This is a genomic window from Suipraeoptans intestinalis (assembly GCF_034091795.1).
In the GTDB taxonomy this organism is placed as follows: Bacteria; Bacillota; Clostridia; order Lachnospirales; family Lachnospiraceae; genus Suipraeoptans; species Suipraeoptans intestinalis.
On the sequence record NZ_JAXFXH010000014.1, the window covers coordinates 26,492 to 43,273 of the forward strand.

Annotated in this window: 16 protein-coding genes and 1 tRNA gene; 2 read left to right on the forward strand and 15 right to left on the reverse strand. The window is 47.9% G+C overall.

The features are described 5' to 3' along the window. Positions 1–15 precede the first annotated feature (15 nt). The 11 genes from SOW26_RS04730 to SOW26_RS04780 all read right to left on the reverse strand — a co-directional run bounded on the left by SOW26_RS04730 (position 16) and on the right by SOW26_RS04780 (position 9,619). A complete protein-coding gene (locus tag SOW26_RS04730; protein WP_154478452.1) occupies positions 16–1,041 on the reverse strand; it encodes a branched-chain amino acid aminotransferase in 1,026 nt (341 codons plus the stop codon). Positions 1,042–1,099: 58 nt separating this feature from the next. Continuing rightward, positions 1,100–1,612 (reverse strand): acetolactate synthase small subunit, encoded by a 513-nt coding sequence (gene ilvN, locus SOW26_RS04735; protein WP_154478450.1) that lies wholly within the window; start codon positions 1,610–1,612, stop codon positions 1,100–1,102. 15 nt (positions 1,613–1,627) lie between these two features. Continuing rightward, the gene (gene ilvB, locus SOW26_RS04740) at positions 1,628–3,331 is read right to left on the reverse strand and encodes a biosynthetic-type acetolactate synthase large subunit (protein WP_276958736.1); all 1,704 of its coding nucleotides are present in this window, start codon (positions 3,329–3,331) and stop codon (positions 1,628–1,630) included. Positions 3,332–3,349: 18 nt separating this feature from the next. Beyond that, positions 3,350–4,696: a glycosyltransferase family 4 protein gene (locus SOW26_RS04745; protein ID WP_320651978.1), complete on the reverse strand. Its 1,347-nt coding sequence runs from the start codon at positions 4,694–4,696 to the stop codon at positions 3,350–3,352. Further along, positions 4,693–5,184, reverse strand: coding sequence for a dihydrofolate reductase (locus SOW26_RS04750; RefSeq protein ID WP_154478444.1), 492 nt, complete (start codon positions 5,182–5,184; stop codon positions 4,693–4,695). The genes SOW26_RS04745 and SOW26_RS04750 overlap by 4 nt, the downstream gene beginning before the upstream one ends. Positions 5,185–5,196: 12 nt before the next feature. Next, positions 5,197–6,045, reverse strand: a complete 849-nt coding sequence (gene thyA / locus SOW26_RS04755) for a thymidylate synthase (RefSeq protein WP_154478442.1) — start codon at positions 6,043–6,045, stop codon at positions 5,197–5,199. Positions 6,046–6,229: 184 nt separating this feature from the next. Beyond that, positions 6,230–6,511 (reverse strand): DUF2325 domain-containing protein, encoded by a 282-nt coding sequence (locus SOW26_RS04760; RefSeq protein ID WP_154478440.1) that lies wholly within the window; start codon positions 6,509–6,511, stop codon positions 6,230–6,232. A 40-nt stretch (positions 6,512–6,551) separates the two neighbouring features. Next, positions 6,552–6,983 (reverse strand): flavodoxin, encoded by a 432-nt coding sequence (locus tag SOW26_RS04765; RefSeq protein WP_320651979.1) that lies wholly within the window; start codon positions 6,981–6,983, stop codon positions 6,552–6,554. Between the two features lie 25 nt (positions 6,984–7,008). Then, positions 7,009–7,605, reverse strand: coding sequence for a DUF3793 family protein (locus SOW26_RS04770; RefSeq protein WP_320651980.1), 597 nt, complete (start codon positions 7,603–7,605; stop codon positions 7,009–7,011). Positions 7,606–7,812: 207 nt separating this feature from the next. After that, a complete protein-coding gene (locus tag SOW26_RS04775) occupies positions 7,813–8,103 on the reverse strand; it encodes a type III toxin-antitoxin system ToxN/AbiQ family toxin (protein ID WP_331679569.1) in 291 nt (96 codons plus the stop codon). 136 nt (positions 8,104–8,239) lie between these two features. Further along, positions 8,240–9,619 carry an MATE family efflux transporter gene (locus SOW26_RS04780; RefSeq protein ID WP_276958740.1) on the reverse strand — a complete coding sequence of 460 codons (1,380 nt, stop codon included), beginning with the start codon at positions 9,617–9,619 and terminating at the stop codon, positions 8,240–8,242. 207 nt (positions 9,620–9,826) lie between these two features. Between SOW26_RS04780 and SOW26_RS04785 the strand changes: the two genes are divergently transcribed. Then, positions 9,827–9,899: transfer RNA gene (locus tag SOW26_RS04785), tRNA-Gly, on the forward strand. Positions 9,900–10,098: 199 nt separating this feature from the next. Here SOW26_RS04785 and SOW26_RS04790 read toward each other — a convergent pair. Beyond that, the gene (locus SOW26_RS04790; RefSeq protein WP_320651981.1) at positions 10,099–11,133 is read right to left on the reverse strand and encodes a DMT family transporter; all 1,035 of its coding nucleotides are present in this window, start codon (positions 11,131–11,133) and stop codon (positions 10,099–10,101) included. A gap of 33 nt (positions 11,134–11,166) precedes the next feature. Next, complete coding sequence (locus SOW26_RS04795) at positions 11,167–12,717, reverse strand: MFS transporter (protein ID WP_320651982.1); 1,551 nt, start codon at positions 12,715–12,717, stop codon at positions 11,167–11,169. 111 nt (positions 12,718–12,828) lie between these two features. Between SOW26_RS04795 and SOW26_RS04800 the strand changes: the two genes are divergently transcribed. Further along, a complete protein-coding gene (locus SOW26_RS04800; protein ID WP_320651983.1) occupies positions 12,829–13,665 on the forward strand; it encodes a glycerophosphodiester phosphodiesterase family protein in 837 nt (278 codons plus the stop codon). Here the strand turns inward: SOW26_RS04800 and SOW26_RS04805 are convergent. Both SOW26_RS04805 and aspS read right to left on the reverse strand, forming a co-directional pair. Continuing rightward, complete coding sequence (locus SOW26_RS04805) at positions 13,662–14,285, reverse strand: hypothetical protein (protein ID WP_320651984.1); 624 nt, start codon at positions 14,283–14,285, stop codon at positions 13,662–13,664. The genes SOW26_RS04800 and SOW26_RS04805 overlap by 4 nt on opposite strands. 690 nt (positions 14,286–14,975) lie before the next feature. Then, on the reverse strand, positions 14,976–16,766 hold the full coding sequence (aspS, locus tag SOW26_RS04810) for an aspartate--tRNA ligase (protein WP_320651985.1): 1,791 nt from the start codon (positions 16,764–16,766) through the stop codon (positions 14,976–14,978). Between the last annotated feature and the right edge of the window lie 16 nt (positions 16,767–16,782).

The window sequence follows — 16,782 nt, forward strand, 5'->3', positions numbered from 1 at the left end:
TCTTTTTCCATGCATTTAGCAGACCTTACAGATCCACCCTTCCGGCGCCGGAATCTCCTCCAGGCGGATACCCTCCAGCGTGTCGTACAGCTTCTGCAAAACCGGTCCCATTTTTTCCATTCCGCTTCGGAACAGGATTTCTTTTCCGTGGTCTGTGATCTTTCCTACCGGGGAAATCACCGCCGCCGTTCCGCAAAGACCGCACTCTGCAAAGCTTTCCACCTCTTCCAGCAGGACCTCTCTTTCCTCCACTTCCATTCCCAGGTATTCCCTGGCTACATAAAGAAGAGACCGTCTGGTGATGGAGGGAAGTATCGTAGGCGATTTCGGCGTCACAAGTCTGCCGTCTTCCGTGACAAACAGGAAATTCGCTCCCCCTGTTTCCTCTACCTTCGTCCTTGTGGCTGCATCCAGATACAGATTTTCATCATACCCCTGCTTGTGGGCGTCCATGATCGCATACAGGCTCATGGCATAGTTCAGTCCCGCTTTCACGTGGCCGGTTCCGTGAGGCGCCGCTCTGTCATAGTCGCATACCCGAAGGGAGATGGGCTTTGCCCCGCCTTTAAAATAGGGGCCCACCGGAGTGGCAAACACACGGAATTCATATTCTTCTGAAGGTTTTACTCCGATCACCGCATCGCTTCCAAACATATACGGCCGAATATACAGGCTGGCCCCTGAACCGTAGGGAGGAACATAAGCCTGGTTGGCTTCTGCTACCTGGCGCACCGCCTCCACAAACTTTTCTTTGGGAAATACCGGCATCTCCAGACGCCTTGCACTTTCCTCCATCCGTTCTCCGTTCAGATCCGGGCGAAACAGGACCACATTTCCTTTTTTTGTGGTAAAGGCCTTCAGCCCTTCAAAACAGGTCTGGGCATACTGAAGAACGCCGGCACATTCGCTGATACGCACCGTCGCATCCTCTGTCAGTCCGCCTTCCTTCCACGCTCCGTTTTTGTACTGTGCAACAAACCTCTGATCTGTCTGTATATATCCAAATCCCAGGTTTGACCAGTCAATTGCTTTCTTATCCATGTATATCCCTCCGATTTTCGTGATTTCCTACCCTTTGTTCTTCTTATTTCCTATGTACTTAACGTTCCATCATACTGATGGATTCGATCCCGACGCTTCCTCCCCGCACCACTTCAATACTCTGAAAGGACTCCTTCATCAGCTTCACCACCGCGTCGTTTTTGGTGGCGGTCTGCACAAACTCCAAAAGCAGCTCCTCTTTTCCGTAGTCGATCACCTTTGCCTTGAAGGTCTCCGCGATCTGGAAGCATTCTACCTTATGTTCCGGAGAGCATTTCTTTACTTTCACATAAAGGATCTCTTTCATACGGACAAAAATATCTGTAAAATCAATGACTTTGATCACTTCCACCAGCCTGTTCAACTGTTTCTTGATCTGTTCAAAGGTTTCATCGTCACTGACGGTTGCGATCGTCATTCTGGAAATCGTGGCATCTTCCGTCGTTCCCACCGTCAAACTGTCCAGGTTGTAGGATTTTCCGGAAAACAGACCGGAGATCTTGGATAACACACCTACCTGATTTTCCACATACAGGGAAATCCACCGTTTTTTCATTCCGCTTCCATACATTTTTTCTTCCTCCCGTTAGTCCAGTATCATGTCCTTTAATGTTCCTCCCGGCTGGATCATAGGATATACCAGTTCTTCCGGATCCAGGATAAATTCGATCACTACCGGCGTCCTTTTGCTTTCTCTTGCCTTTTGGAACGCCTCCTTCACCTCTTCCTGTCTGGTAACCCGCAGTCCCACGGCTCCATAGCTTTCCGCCAGCCTGACAAAATCCGGAACATAGGGCCAGTCTTTTGGTACTTCTGTTTCTGTTTCCAGATTTGTCATGGAATACCTTTTTCCGTAAAACAGCTTCTGCCACTGTCTTACCATTCCCAGCACTCCATTGTTGAAAATACAGCAGATCACCGGTACTTCCTCTATCACCGCCGTAGCCAGCTCCTGAATACTCATCTGGATCCCTCCGTCGCCTGATATGGCGATCACCGGTACTCCCGGATTGCCGATCCCGGCTCCTATGGCTCCCGGAAGTCCATAACCCATGGTTCCCAGACCTCCCGACATATGCAGCCTCTTCTTTCTGGTCAGTTCCAGGTACTGGGCTGTAAACATCTGGTGCTGCCCCACGTCCGTGATGACAATGGCCTCCTCAAACATCTCATTGATGGTTTCTATGATAGACCTGGGTGTCATGCCGGCTTTTTTCTTCGTCCCTCCCAGCGGATGCTCCCTGTCCCACGCTTCGATCCTTTCAAGCCAGGCCTCCCGCCGGCAAGGCGTCACATAGTCCAGCATCCTGCTGACAGCCTCCTTGGCATCTGCCACTACAGGCACGTCCACCTGGACATTTTTGGAAATCGCCGCCGTGTCGATGTCAATGTGAACGATCTTGGCGTGAGGGGCAAAGGAATGCAGTTTTCCTGTGATCCTGTCGTTAAAACGGGTTCCGATGGAAAACAACAGGTCACATGCGTTGACCGCCATGTTTGCCGCATATTTTCCATGCATCCCCAAATTTCCCACAAACAGCGGATGGTTGGTGTCGATGGCGCCTCTTCCCATGACGGTAGTCACCACCGGCACCTGCGTCCTTTCTGCCAGTTCCTGAAACAGCTCTCCCGCTCCGGCAATGTTTACCCCGCCTCCTGCCAGAAACAGGGGCTTCTGCGCCTTTTCCAGCATTTTGACCGCCCGTTTCAGCTGGCCGATATGCACGCCCGTACTGGGACGATAGCCGCGGATATTTACAGTCGCCGGGTATTCTGCGCTTCCCAGCTCTGCCATCACATCCTTGGGCAGATCCACCAGAACAGGTCCCGGTCTTCCGGTTCTGGCAATGTAAAAGGCTTCCTTTATGATCCTCCCAAACTCCTCCCTGTTTCGTACCGTTACTCCATATTTCGTGATGCTTCTGGTGATCCCTACGATGTCCACTTCCTGAAACGCATCATTTCCGATCAGATGCCTTGCCACCTGTCCTGTGAAGCAAACCAGTGGAACACTGTCATAGTAAGCGGTTGCAAGTCCCGTGACCAGATTGGTGGCTCCCGGTCCACTGGTGACCAGACAGACTCCCGTCTTTCCTGTAGTCCGCGCGTAGGCGTCCGCTTCATGTACCAGCGCCACTTCCTGCCTGGGCAGTACGATCCGCAGATCTCCCTGCTTATAGATCTCATCTCCGATGTCAATGGTACAGGCTCCCGGATATCCAAAAACCACCTCTACCCCTTCCTCCTTCAACGCCTTGACCAACAGCTTATTTCCACTGATCTTTCTCATCTGTCCGCCTCCTTTTCCTCACTCTGTTCCTTTTTTCTTCCACCTTCTGTCACGCCTCTTTTTTGTACCTGCCTTCAGCGGCTGCTCTCGCAACCCTTTTCCTGGAAGCGTTTTCAGGCATCCGCTGATACCGCTTTCCCCTCCGGGTTCTGCAGCAGAATTTTGAGATGCGACTGCTTCCATGACTTTTTCTGCAATCCGATCCCAGGAGATCTCTCCCGTATCTGCCCGGCCTTTTTGGGGATGGTTCAGACTTTCCCGTATCTGCTTCGCCAGGTCCCGCTCAAACCTTGCCAGTTCCTCCGGCCGTGCCTGTTCTCCCTGCGCCGGAAGCTTCACATAACGGATATCCCCCTGTCTGACGTAGGTGTCCAGCCATTGTCTGACGCCTTCAAACTCTGACAGGACCACACGGCTCCCGCAAGCCAGAGCCTCGATCACACAAAGCGGCAGTCCTTCTGCAAAAGAGGGAAGAACGAATACATCCCCCTTCCGATAGACTTCGGCCAGCTCCTCCTGCGGCAGTTTTCCCAAAAATCTGACCGGATAGGGCGCTTTCTCTGCCAGCTTCCGGATCTCCTCATATTCTTTTTCGCTGCCGGCTCCTCCTGCCAGCAAAACCTCCAGAGGATACGCTTCCTCTTTCAGGTAGCACAGGCTCCGAAGAAGACTTTTGACTCCTTTTTTTTCGGAAATCTTTCCTGCAAATACCAGACGCAGCTTTCCATCCTCCGGTCGGCCGCCCGCCGGTCCGTCTCCCTCCGTATAAAAAATGTGGCTGTTATACCCGGCTCCCACCACCTGTATCTTTTCTGTCTCCACCCCAAACATCCCTGCGATCTCTTTTTTCTGTTCTTCATGCAGGGCAAAGATTCCATCCAGTTTCCTGATCTGTGTCAGGATCCGTTCTTTCTGAAACGCTGTCTGGCGAAGCTGCAAAAGATCCGTATTGTGGCAAAACCCGTAGATCCGCTTTTGGGGAAACCACTCCCTCACCAGGGAGGTGAGAAAGTATAAATGGTGGCACAGGATCACATCCGGCTGAAATTCCGTTACCGCCTGAAAGATCCTGCGCCGGAATCCCTGCAAAAACTGCGCCGTCATTTCCTCATCCATATCCTTGTAGCGGGTACTGGGATAAGGCATTTCATCCGACATGCCCACTATGGGGTAGGGAATATCCTCCTGGAACCATACCGGGTAGTGCCGTATCTCTGTCTCAAATTCCCGGACGTCCTCCCGGTAGATCCCGGAAACCACCGCCTGAGAGACCCGGCGCCGCTGCAGCGCCTTTACCAGCTCCGTCAGATAGACCCCGCTTCCTGTACTGTGAGGCTTCTGCGCCGTAATGCTTAATAGCTTCATGATATCCTCTCATAAATGGAAAATATATATTCCAGATCAAAATAGGTCTGTTCCTCTCCCACCTGGGTCATCTTCCACCCTTCTTCCCTGTCCAGATCAGGGAAATAGGTATCTGCATCATACTTGTGGAACACTTTGGTAATGTAAGCTTTCTTGCAGTAGGGCAGGAACTGCCGGTAAATGCTTTCTCCGCCTATGATATAGACGTCTTCCTCCGCATACTGCTTCAGTTCTTCCAGTACCTCCTCCATGCTGCCGCATACTACCGCGCCTTTTGCCTGGAATCCGGCGTCTCTTGTCAAAACAATATTGACCCGGTTTTTCAGGGGCTGCCCGCCCGGAAAGCTCTCCAGTGTCTTTCTTCCCATTACCACTACTTTCCCCGTGGTAGTTTCCCGAAAAAACTTCATATCCTGGGGAATGCTGACTAACAGCCGGTTTCCCTTCCCGATCGCCCAGTTTTCGTCTACCGCTACAATCAGATTCATCTGTTCTCCTCCTTATATCGCCACCGGAATCTCTGTGATCTGCGGATGTGTCTGATAATCCAGCAGCTTTACGTCTTCCCTGGTAAAATCGTAGAAATCCTTGATCTCCGGATTCAGCCACAGTCTGGGCGCCGGAAAAGGTTCTCTTTGGATCAATTCTTCTATCATAGGTACATGCCTGTCGTAAATATGGGCATCTGCGATCACATGCACAAACTCTCCCACCTGCATATCGCACACCTGGGCCAGCATATGCAAAAGAATAGAATACTGGCACACATTCCAGTTGTTTGCCGCCAGTACATCATTGGACCGCTGGTTTAAGATTCCGTTTAAAGTCAGCTTCTCCTGTCCGGCTTCCTTGGTCACATTAAAGGTCATACTGTAGGCACAGGGGTACAGATGCATCTCATGCAGGTCTTCATGCACATAAAGATTTGTCAGGATCCTCCTGCTGTAGGGATTGTGTTTCAGGTCGTAGATCACCCTGTCTACCTGATCAAACAGCCCCTCTTTGTACATGTGTTTTTTCTGCATCTGATAACCGTAGGCTTTTCCGATGGATCCCGTTTCGTCTGCCCAACTGTCCCAGATATGACTGTTTAGATCCTGGATGTTGTTGGATTTTCTCTGCCAGATCCAGAGCAGCTCGTCGGTGCAGCTTTTGATGGCCGTTCTGCGCAGGGTCAAAGCCGGAAATTCTTTTGCCAGATCATACCGGTTCACTACTCCGAACTTCTTGATGGTATAAGCCGGCGTCCCGTCCTCCCAGACAGGGCGGACTTTTTCCCCTCTGGTATCGGTACCTGTTTCTATGATATCCCTGCACATCTGTATAAATAGATTGTCTGCATAGCTCATTCTGTGTATTCCTCTCTGATTTTACCTTATTTACATACCCTATAGTGTATCATGGTTTTTACAGAAAGAAAAGACATTCTCCTTAGCCTATTTTGTTCTCTTTCTGCCGGATTTTAACAAAAAACAGGGATAAAAGCTTTGGCTGCCTTCATCCCTGTCCGATATGGTTTCCCATGCTCCCCTATTAACTACAACATCCTGCCAGCACAGATTCCAACGCCTTGGCGCTGCTGCTGTGGGCCCGTTCTACCGGTATGTCATACCGCTGTGCTTCCTTTAGTGCACAATGCACCATTTTGTGTGCTACGGTGGAGGTAAACAAGATGATCAGATCCGGCTGTCCGATCTGTGTCTTCAAATTGCCTACCATTCGTGTGAATACCTTTGCCTTACATTTGTGTTTTCTGCAAATTTCTTTATACTGCTGCTCCATTCGCTCGTTTCCGCCGATGATCACAACACTCATACGTTCACTCTCCTCTTAGCCGCCTCAAAAATCCACTTTTCTATGCGTTTCCCGCCAGCGCTTTTCCGGCACTTTTGCATAGATCAATTGCTTCCTGATCCGGTTCCATGTTCGCTATGACTCCTGCGTCCCCTGACAAAACAGCTCCCGCATTCTTCATTCTCTCTTCCCAGCTGCGCATCCATTCTCCGTCTCCCCAGTCATAGGAACCAAATAAAAGAATCTTCTTTCCTGACACCTTGCCTTCCAGCGCTTCTACGAATGGTTCCATTTCCCCTTCTTCCAGAACCTCTTCTCCCATTGCCGGGCATCCCAGCGCAAATACTGCATTCCCCGCCAGCTCCTCCGGACTGATGGCATCGATCCCCAGTACCGTTACCTCTGCTCCTCCTTCCCGGATTCCTGCTGCAATGGCCTCCGCCATCTTTTCCGTATTCCCCGTTCCACTCCAATAAACTACTGGTATGCTCATTGTTCCATCCTCCTTGACTTTGTATTTAAGCAGTTTTTTTCAAAATGTCCTGTATGTTTTTTCCCAGGAAAAACTCCCGCACCGCACATTCTCTCGCTTCATCATAGGTTTTGAAAATAGACCTGGCCTCCTCCGGATTGTGATAGACCTTCCAATATCCGGAAAAAAGACAGTCCTTTCCTTTCCGGCGGATAAAGCTTTTGACATCGCACAGCGGGTAATCCAAAAACACACCGATCTCATGAGGAAATCCTCTGTCTGCCTGAAAGTATCTGTTTACCCTCACTTCCAGTCTTGCCAGCTGCTGCTTCAGCCCCTCTTCCCTGTAGCCAAACTCCCTTAGAAAACATCTGGCCTCCCGTCTTTTCAGACGACGGCCCAATGCTTTTTCCCAATAAAAAAATACCAAAAATCGTCCTTTTCGTTCCGACAGGATCCTGTATTTTACATCTGTCCCGTTAAATAACGTATATAATTTTTGATAGTCTTTCTTTTCCAGGGTTATGGCACAAGACGGCTTCAAACCTTTTAAAAAGGGGGAGCACTGCAGGATCAGCTGACATACCAGCCTTTTCCCGGCATGTTTCTGTGAAAGCAGATAAGACACAAGCTTTGCCGACATAGTTCCTCCTTAAGTTCTCATTTTGAAATTGATTCTCATTTACAAGAAATAATATATCATACCCTTTTTTCTTTTTCAACTATGATTTGATATTTTTCACATTTTTTGATGTTGTTTGATGTTGGATTCTTTCTTGTCCCTCTAAAGTTTTTTATAAATCTTCCCCTTGCATAAAAAAGAGAAGCAGATATCACTCCACTTCTCCAATCATTCATAAATAAATTTGTAACTATCTCCATTTATAGTAATGCTATTATCAATTACCTCGTAAATCAGAAAATGCTCATCGGAAACATTCTTCCATCTTTTCTGTTTTTCTTTTGCAGAAGAAATTGGAATAAAATAATTATAACTTTCTATCCCAACAATAATTCCAACAAATGGTTTAATACTGCTTCTATATGACGGGTTGGAATAAACTTCCGAATCTATTTGATTTAGATATTCAAGGTAATCTGGATTTACAGTATAAAATCCATATTTAATCGCTTCTGCCATTTCCTTCTCCTAAAAAAACAGAGAGGTTTTATCCTCTCTGTTCAGACTGTAGACAAAATAAAGCTGAGATTTCTCTCGACTTTACTCGGCAACTTTTGGTTCAATGGAACTACAGGTGAGGCCCACACAAAAACACCTAACATCCTTCCTTTTCTCTGCGCATCCGCCGCAGTTCTCTTCCTGCAAACAGGATCGCTACCAGCGCCGCGGCACCATCTGCGATGGGGCCGGCGTACATCACGCCGTCTATCCCAAACAGCAGGGGAAATAGCAGGATCAGTGGCAGCAAAAACAGGATCTGTCTGGTCATAGACATAAACACTCCCAGTCCGGCTTTTCCGATAGAGGAAAAAAATCCGGTAGACATAGGCTGGATCCCATTGATAAACACCATGAACATGAAAATCCGGAAATATCTGCGGGCAAATTGAAAGTATTCTTTACTGCCTGTCCCAAATATGGATACCAGTTGATCCGGAAACAACTGAAATAGGATAAAAAACAAAATCCCTACCGCAACTGCCACCTGAAAAGCCCGCAGGTAGGTTTTCCTGACTCTGTCATAGTTTTTGGCTCCGCAGTTAAAGCCCCAGATGGGTTGGCAGCCCTGGGAGATCCCAATACAGATGGCCATAAATACCATGTTTACTTTGGAGATCACTCCCACACAGGCAATGGGAATATCCGACCCATAAACGGAATCTGCCCCGTATCGCCGCAGCACGTTGTTCAGCGTGATCTGAACGATCGCCATGGCCACCTGGTTCAGACTGGAAGCGACTCCCAAAGAGGCAATGACCTTCAGATAACGCCATCTGGGTACCAGCATTTCTTTTCGAAGTACCATCTTTTTCTGTTTCCAGAAATAAAAGAGCACCATCAATCCCGATACGGTTTCTCCCAATACCGTTGCCCACGCTGCTCCTTCGATCCCCCATCCAAACACAAAAATGAACAGCGGGTCCAGAATCGTGTTGAGAATGGCTCCTGTCAGCATGCAGTACATGGAGTAGGCCGGACTTCTGTCAGCCCGGATCAAGTGGTTGCCTCCTGTAGTCAAGACAAGAAACGGAACGCCAAAGGCGGTGATCCCTGTATAGGGTCTGGCATACTCCAGGATCTGCCGGGTTCCGCCAAACAGATGCAGTAGCGGATCCAGAAATACCAGCGTAATGATCGCGATCACAGCCCCGCTGAACAAAAGCATGGACAGACTGGTGCCGGCAACCCTGCTGGCTTCCTCTCTTCTGCCCGCACCCATCAGCAGGTTATAATTGGAGGCGCCTCCGATCCCAAGCAGCAAAGCGACTGCCGTACAGATAATGGACACCGGAAAGGCAATGTTTGTCGCTGCATTTCCCAGCATTCCCACGCCCCTTCCGATAAAGATCTGGTCTACAATGTTGTACAGAGAACTGACCAGCATACTGATAATGGCCGGAAAAATAAATCTTGCCATCAGAATCCCGATTTTTTCCTCTCCCAAAGGATTCCTTGTGTGTACTTCTTCTTTCATCTTTCTTTCCCTTCTTCCTCGTATGACTACAGTATAACACGTCTCCTGTCGAATTTCTAAGGGGAAATCGCACAAAGGCATGTCTGACGGGAACGGACTTCTTGAAAAATCAGTCCATAAAATTCTTGAAAATGGAAATTGTATAAAAAAGAATTGACATTTTTCACCATTTGTTGTAGACTAACTATTGTTCGTAAGAACGTCTTTGCGACAGTGGCTCAGCTGGTAGAGTACGACCTTGCCAAGGTCGGGGTCGCGGGTTCGAACCCCGTCTGTCGCTCTCTCAGAAACAGTATCCTGGATGATCAGGGTGCTGTTTTTTGTTTTCGCAGGAAAATTGCGAGTTATATTTGAATTATAGGACAAAATATTTCAAGAGTTATAGACCAACACGTTTTTTCCTATAAGCCGAAATTGTGGAGTTATAGAATTATAAAGTTGTAGGATAAAATGTGTTCCATGAAACAAAAGCTCCCTCTTTACTTGTGATGCGGATCCTGTTCCATCGTTCTTCTCCTGTGATAATGCGCATGTTGCGCTTCTGTCTTTATATGCGTATGGACATGCTCGTGCCGGATCACATGAATGTGTGTGATGCCGCCGTGCGTATGAAGGATCCTGTGTTCATGAAGATGCGAATGAGATTTCATGAGAGTATCCAGGATCACAAAGACCGTCCCCACGATCATGACCACCAGGGCAACGCTATAGGCTGCCGATAATTTTTCCCCCAATAACACAAAAGATAAAAAGGATCCTAGAAACGGAGCGGTGGCATAGTAGGCGCTCGTCTTGGCTGCGCCCAGGTCTCTTTGTGCTCTTATATATACAAATATGCTAAGGCCGTAGGATGCAAATCCCAGCAGCATCGCCGATAAAAGATATGGCAGCTTCGGAATAGTTTCTCCCAAAAACAAACCGATTGTCAGCGCTCCTCCCCCTGAAAAGAGTCCCTTTATGATGACGATCTGATAGGTGCTTTTCTCCGCTATTTTGCGGGTGCAGTTGTTTTCAAATCCCCAGCAGATGGTAGCAAGAATGACGAATAGGGAGCCGTGTGTGATTTCCAGGCCTGCCGTTTTCTGGTAAGAAAGCAGGATGCTTGCCGTCGTTATCAGGGAAATGGCGATCCAGAGTCTTTTCGTGATCTTCTCTTTAAAAATAACGAGAGCAACGAGCGAAGTTGCGACAATTTCAAAGTTTCCCAAAAGAGAAGCCCCGGCCGAAGAACCGTACCGGACCCCCAGCATCAGGAGAATAGGCGCCGCAATATCAAGAAGGATCATGCCAACTACATAAGGCAGGTCTTCTTTTGCAAGTTTGTCCTCCTCTCTCCTTTTCTTTCCAGAGAAAAGGCAGAGGATTCCCACGCCGGTCCCGGCTCCCAGATAAAGCAATCCCGCCAGAAGCGTCGGTGAAATATAAAGGAAAAGCATTTTGGAAAACGGCACGTTTATCCCGTAAAAAACTGCTGCCAGTAACGCATATATAATCGGCAATACTTTCTTACTCATCAAACCTTCCTCATACCTCCTCATTTTCTGTTCCTAATCCATATCCTCAAATGCAGACAGTCCAGTCTTTGCGATCTGTTTCGAGTCGCCATGCCTCACAAAAAACATAGTGACAAAGGCCGCCGTCACAAAAATTGCCGCATAAGGGAATAAGGTTCCCATTCCAAACTGATCCATCAACATTCCCGAAAGAATCGGCGTGGCTACCTGCGCTGCCATGGATGCAGTATAGTAATAGCCTGTATATTTTCCCACATCACTTCCACTGCACATTTCTACCACCATCGGAAAGGAATTTACATTGATCGTAGCCCAAGCGATCCCTGCCAAAGCAAAGAATAGATTCATCAGCAAAGCGGGACTGTCGGAATTTAATGTCATAGCCCCCAAAAATGCTGCCGCCAGCATTATCACTCCTGCCATAATCGTCTTTTTTCTTCCGATTCTTGAAGCAGCGATCCCGACGGGGAGATAGGATACGATCGCTGCGATCTGTGCGATCATAAGGGTCAGATTATAGTCTTTATGGAGAACCGTCGTCGCGTACACAGAGTATTTGGATGTGACAGCATTATATCCCATGAACCAGAACACGATAGACGCCAAAAGAAACAACAGCGACTGAAACTGCCCCTTCCCCAAGTCTCTCTTCTCTGAAATTTCCTCTTTTTCTTCCTCCTCCAATCCATATTTTCTACTTTCTTCCCTCATTTCTTTCACAAATGTCACTTCATCGACGGTAAATAAAAACACTACCAAAGCAGCTATCATCAGTCCTCCGATCGCAGAAAAGAAGGGCAGATAACTCATCATGGAATTTGAAAGGGCACTTGTTTTGAAGAAAACCCCCAAAATAAGGATCAGTATTCCTCCTGCCGTTCCCATTAAATTTATTACGGCATTGGCTTTGGATCTGAGAGGCTTCACCGTTACGTCCGGCATCAATGCTACCGCCGGCGCCCGGAAGGTTGACATTGCCAACAGAAGGAGTAGCAAAATCGCCATGAACAGGAAAAGAACCCACTTGGAATCTCTGGTGATCTCCCGGACATAAGCCTGTCTTGCCGGAACGACATAATTGGTATAAGCATGATTGGTCTTTGTTTTTCCCTCAACCAGAACAGTGCTTGGAATGGAGGAAAACGTCTCCTTTTGAAATTTTTCCCCAAGAGTAAACCTCTCTCCCTGAGGCGTGACCAGCTCCCTGTCTTCTACCGCTTCGTAAATGGTAGACAACGCCGCTCTGTCGTCAATTTTGGATACCTCTTCTATCTTCGACAGCTGTATCCTGTCAACGAAAGAAAGTGACAGCAGTGCAATGACCGCAACGATCGTACCTGCAACAATGAAGGGAGTGCGTCTGCCTCTGGGGTTTTTGGATCTGTCTGAAAGGGCGCCAAAAAGAGGAAGCATAAATAAGGCAAGTATATTGTCCATTGCCATGATAAAACCGGACCAGGACTGGGACATACCAAATTTATTCGTTAAAATCATTGGAATCGTGTTGTCATAAGCCTGCCAGAACATACAGATCAGAAAAAATGCAAATCCTACACAAAGGGTTCTTTTATAATTTAGTTTCATAAGAGTACTCCTTTTCACAAAAGTCTTCTGGTTGGAATTGTTTACATCAGGTTCAAATATGGTACAATATGAGGAAAGGAAATCTCACATGAAAAGAGAGGAAAAACCTACATGGTATTTATTTTTTATATACTTTTTATCCTGTTCTTAATTTTCTGCCTGCTGGCATTTTTAGCGGCCCCCTCTCTTAATGGGCTTGGCAGGTTCAAAGCTCTTGATACCCGTTACTTTGCCCATCGGGGTCTTCACACAAAAGACAGAACCGTTGCCGAAAACTCTTTGGAAGCCTTCGCCCTGGCCTGCGAAAGGGGATATGGGATCGAGCTTGATGTGCAGCTTTCAAAAGACGGAAAGGTCGTTGTTTTTCACGACGATACGTTAAAGAGAGTATGCGGCATTGACAAGAGAGTTGACCAATTGACTTACGAAGAACTAAGAAACTTAAAGTTACACCAGACAAAAAGTAACATCCCCCTGTTTTCAGAAGTCCTTGCTCTGGTAAATGGCAGGACTGCTCTGATCGTAGAACTGAAAACCGGTAAAAACAATCCGGTTCTCTGCAGAAAAACTCTGGATCATCTGCGAAGGTATGAAGGGAAATACTGCATTGAAAGCTTCGATCCGCGGATTGTCGCCTGGTTTAAAAAGCATGCTGAGAATGTTGTCCGTGGGCAGCTGGCCGCTCCCGTAAATTCCTATGGAGAAAGTGCATCCAGGGGAGTCTCTCTCCTGATGTCCTTCTGCCTTTTGAACTTTATGGGCCGCCCCGATTTCATTGCCTATAAAAATGTTCCACGTCCGTTGCCCGTAAGATTAAGTGAACTTATGGGTGCGGCAAAGGTTTGCTGGACCAGCAGACAGCCTCACGACAATACCGGAAACACCGCGGAAATTTTTGAATTTTATGAGCCTGAAAAAACCTGCGCCTCACTGATACAGCCTTTTTAAGAGAATTCTTTCTTGACCAGTTCCTTTTTGTACCTCTCATACCACTCCTGGAAGCTTCCGTCTCCCTGCGGATCTTTCTGGAATTTCTTCCTCAGGTCTGCCGCCATTTTTTCCACCGGAAGCAGCTTTTCATAGACCTTTTTTTGATACTTCCAGTACTCTTCCTCTCCACCGTACCCCTCGATCACATCCTCCATCATCTTTTTGGAGGTTTCATCCAGTTCGTCCATGTTCTGAAGTTCTCTGATTCGCTCTTCTATCTCTTTCTTGCTGGCTGTGTAACCCTGTCTACGTGCTTCTTCTTCCAGCGCCGCCGACTCTTTTACATCGATTTCCGCCTGCTCCTTTGCCTGCTTTTCTCCCATCCCCTGTAATGTAAAAAAATAAACGGTCCGCTCATAATCTTCCATGGTGATCACGGCATCCTTTCCCTCCAAGTAAATTTCCTTCGTTGCTCCTGATCTCCCAGTTGATCTTTGATACCGGCCCCATTCCTTAGCTGCGTCTTTGTTCACTGTCCCATTTTCTCTTGCCGGATCCTCTGCTTTGGTTAACGAAACCCCATATAATCCGCCCATACCCAACAACATCACCAGCACAAAAATAAGCCTTTTTTTCATTCTCCCACCTCGCTTTCAACGGCATTTCTAACACAACACTTCTGCTCGACCAAATAGCGCCCCTGCACCAAATAGACATTCCTGGTTTTCCTTTTATGGAGCCTTAGTACCTTTCATTTTCGCCGGCGGCAAAATGATCCTTCCCTCCATAAAGAACGCTTTGTTATTTGTTATTATATGTTTATTTCATTGTTTTATCAATTTATTTCTGTATCGCTATCCTTTTTTTAATTTTCTTTTTTATGTCAATCTGTTTCCACGTTTCTATTTGTTCATACATTCCGTAATTATCTTGTCATTTTTGCCGTTTCTGTAACAGGAAACATGTCTTAGATCTGTTTCGAAATAACATTTCTTTTAATAGCTGCCAAATATTATGGACCATTGAATTTTTTCCTGTTTGGCCAGTATCCTGCCGCTATTTCCCGGTTTCTTTTTTGTCTGCTTGTTTTGTCAGCATAAAAAAACACCGCCTTTCTGATTCCGTTCTGTCAGAAAGGCGGTCGTAAACATAGAAAACCCGGCTTTTCTCAGGACTTTGTCCATAGCCTGCCGCGTCCTTATAGGACTTTTATACGTCGTCATAATTCCAAATCATTTCCGCAAATCCACCACACGATAGCGGTCTGCCGGAGATTTCAGCCGTCTCGGCACATTCGTAATGCCAGCCTTTTCTGATATCAGGCATATCTATAACGGCTGCTCTGTCGTTCGGATGGCAAGTCCCAGCTCTTCCAGTTGGGAGGTCTCTACCCTGCCCGGCGCTTCCGTCATCAGATCGGAGGCATCCTTTACCTTGGGGAAAGCGATCACATCTCGGATGCTTTCTTCTTTCGCCATCAGCATGGCAAGACGGTCCAATCCGTAAGCCAGTCCTGCGTGAGGCGGTACCCCGTAACGGAAAGCTGTCAGAAGGAAACCAAACTGCTCCTGGGCCTGTTCTTTGGTAAATCCCAAAACTTCAAACATTCTGCTTTGGATAGATGGATCAAAGATCCTGACACTTCCGCCGCCGATCTCATTGCCGTTCAGGACAATATCGTAGGCTTTTGCGCGGACACTGCCCGGATCGCTGTCCAGTTTTTCCAGATCCTCTTCATAAGGCATGGTAAACGGATGATGCATGGCAGTATAACGCTTCTGATCCGGATTCCATTCCAGCAGCGGGAATTCCGTTACCCACAGGAAACGGAACACGTCTTTGTCTGCCAGTTCCAGCTGTCGCGCCAGTTCCAGCCGCAGCGCTCCCAATACGTCCCAGACGATCCTGGTTTCATCTGCCGCAAACAAAAGCAGGTCTCCCGGTTCTCCTTCCATGGCGCCGATCAATTGCTGCATTTCCTCTTCTGTCAGGAATTTGGAGAAGGAGGATTTGATGGTTCCGTCCGGCAGGATCCCCAGATAGGCCAGTCCCTTTGCTCCGTATCCCTTCGCAAAGTCCACCAGCTTGTCGATCTTTTTCCTTGGCATCTCCGCCTGCCCCTTGACGTTCAATCCTCTGACTGTGCCTCCGCCTTCAACGGCTCCCCGGAACACGGCAAAAGAAGTGTCCTTCACCGTTTCCGTCACGTCAGTCAGTTCCATATCAAATCGGATATCCGGCTTGTCCGAACCGTAACGGTCCATGGCTTCCTGCCAGGTCATCCGCGGAATGGGAAGCTCCACCTTTTCTCCCAGGATTTCTTCAAACAGGGATGCCAGAAGCCTTTCATTCACATCCAGCACATCTTCCACGTCCACAAAAGAAAGTTCCATGTCTATCTGGGTAAACTCCGGCTGCCGGTCTGCTCTTAAGTCCTCATCCCGGAAGCATTTTGCCACTTGAAAATACCTGTCGTAGCCGGCACACATCAAAAGCTGCTTAAACAGCTGGGGAGATTGAGGCAAAGCATAGAAATTCCCCGGATGTACCCTGCTTGGTACCAGATAATCCCTCGCCCCTTCCGGGGTGCTTTTGATCAGTACCGGTGTTTCTATTTCCAGAAATCCTTCCCGGGCCAGAAACTGACGCGTCAAAGTTGCCAGTCGGCTTCGCAGGATCAGGTTTCTCTGCAGATCCGGTCTCCTAAGATCCAGATACCGATACTTCAGCCGCAGTTCCTCCTTTGTCCTGGAATTTTCCTCAATGGGAAACGGCGGTGTTTCGGACTCCGACAGGATCCGAAGTTCTGACGGGAGGATCTCAATCTCTCCGGTAGCCAGATTTGTATTTACGGCTCCTGATCGTCTTGCCACCTTTCCCCGGACTGCCACCACATATTCCGAGCGCAGAGAAGCCGCCTTTTCCCGCAGCGCTTCGTCTGTCTCATCGAATACCGCCTGGATGATCCCGGAACGGTCCCTGATGTCTGTAAAGACCAGACCTCCCTTATTTCTGTTTTTTTGTACCCATCCCATGACGGTAACTTCTTCGCCCACCTGTCTGTCTGACAATTCCGCACATCTGTGGGATCTTTTCAACCCCTTCATTGACTCTGCCATATCTACTCTTTCCTTC